The sequence below is a fragment of the Stenotrophomonas sp. P5_B8 genome (assembly GCF_054049855.1).
Genome location: NZ_JBFULO010000574.1, coordinates 1 through 1,931, shown reverse-complemented (window position 1 = coordinate 1,931; position 1,931 = coordinate 1). Strand labels below are relative to the sequence as shown.

Below are 1,931 nucleotides of genomic sequence, written 5' to 3'. Positions count from 1 at the left end.
GGATCTTCGAGCCGGCCTGCAGGTTCGGGCACTGCTGGAACGCTTTCTCGTAGGAATCCAGACCGTACTTGGCAAGGTTGTAGCGGTTGACCTGGGCCAGCCCGATGGAGAAGTTGTAGCCCTTCTCTTCAAGCATGCGCACCGTCGCCAACGCCTCGTCAAGCTGCTTGGGCTGACGAACGAGCGCACCACCGACAACGCCGATCGCGTACGGGTTGCGCGAGGATTCAACATTGATCACGTGCTGCATGACATCCATGGACACGGCCATTTCAGGACACGCCAGCGCTTCCAGTCCGGGCAACATCAGTCCAACCTCCATGCGGACGACAGGTGACAAGCCACATGTCCAACGTAGGGATGCAAGGCTTCGGCCTGCGTGAAATCCATATTCAGATTTTTGAAAGTCATGATGACCATCTCATCCTGCCTGCGCCAAGGCGCGCTCGGGACTGAAATCGATGCCGGTGATGTAGCGACTGCCGGCGTGAGCCTTGATGTGCACCACGATGTCGATGGTCATCATCAACAGGCGCTTGATCACGGCAAACTCCAGACCGGAGCCTTCAGAAGACGCCTTGACCATCAAGGCAAGCTGGTCCCAGGTCTGCTCCGGGCTGCCGGCATGGCAGCTGGTGATCGATCCGGGGTGGCCGGACGCGCAGTTGCGGATGAAGTAGAACGCCTCATCGCCGCGCAGCTCGGCCAGGATGATGCGCTCGGGCTTCATGCGCAGGCACGCCTCCATGCAGCTCTTGGCGGTGACATTGCTGGCGCTCTGCCCACCCTTCGAGTACAGCAGGTGAACCACGTTGGGCTGGCTGATGAACAGCTCGCGCGCATCCTCGATGGTCACCAGGCGCTCGCTGGCCGGAATGTGGTTGACCAGCGATTTCATGAAGGTGGTCTTGCCACTGCCGGTCGCGCCGGACACCAYGATGTTCTTGCGGTACATCACCGCACGCCGGAAGAACTCGGCATAGTTGCGTGACTGCCGCAGCTCGACCAACTCGCTGTCCTGCTCGCTCAGCCCGGCGCCCTGCTCCAGGATCTGGTTGAAGAACCCATCGCTCTKATACTGCTCAAGCGTCTTGGTGTGCTTGGACGGCAGGCGGATGGTGATCGACACCTTGCCGGCATCGCACGCCGGCGGGATCACGAACTGGGCACGCTGTCCGGTCGGGAACGTCAGTGACACCACCGGATCGGCATCGGTGATGCGCTGCCCGGTGTTGCTCTCGTTGACCACGGCCGTGCAGAACTGACGCGCACGCTCGAAGGTCAGCGTGGGAACTTCCACACGCTGCCAACCAGCATTGGTTTCCAGGTACACCTCGCCCGGACGGTTGATACAGATTTCCGTCACATCGGGCGAGGTCATGTACTGGTGAATGCCCAAGACCTCGTACTGGTATCTCAGGAATTCACTGGAAACATCGGCGACAGGGGCCACTTCGGCGTCCATGGTTGATCCAGAGGGTCAGCGGCGCTGCGGCAGCACGTCGCTGAAATCGACGTCCTTTGCCACATAGACACTGACCACGGTGCCTTGGTTGATGGTAACGGTGGGCGGGCGGCGCTGGCTCATTGCTTCGTTGGCCAGGCGTTCCATGCTGCGCGCAGTGGCGCTTTCGTACGGCGATTGCACGGCCAGACCGCTGCCAGTGACCGTGGTGGTTTCCGGTCCGTGCTCGGCGGCGGCGTACTTGAAGGCGTCGGCGATCAGGCTGATCATCAGCGCCGAGGCGATGCGACTGCCCCAGTGCGCACTGTATTGACCTGGATGGCCCGCACCGCCGAGCTGGTCGATGCCCGGGCTGGACATGGCTACATCGATGCCGTTCGGCGTGGTGATGCGATCCCAGATCACCTCGACGCGCTCACCGGTCGGGCCGCCACCATACGCACCGTAGATCTTCGAACCCTTGGGC

2 protein-coding genes and 1 pseudogene are annotated in these 1,931 nt (G+C 61.5%); all 3 read right to left on the bottom strand.

Annotated elements, in window-relative coordinates; genetic code table 11:
* Positions 1-307, bottom strand: a pseudogene (locus ACXJKH_RS19475) (lytic transglycosylase domain-containing protein); the annotation flags it as partial.
* A gap of 114 nt (positions 308-421) precedes the next feature.
* Entirely contained in the window at positions 422-1,465 is a 1,044-nt protein-coding gene (gene virB11 / locus ACXJKH_RS19470) for a P-type DNA transfer ATPase VirB11 (RefSeq protein ID WP_457321841.1), read from the bottom strand.
* Between the two features lie 15 nt (positions 1,466-1,480).
* A partial coding sequence (locus ACXJKH_RS19465; protein WP_457321840.1) for a TrbI/VirB10 family protein occupies positions 1,481-1,931 on the bottom strand: 451 nt, incomplete at its 5' end.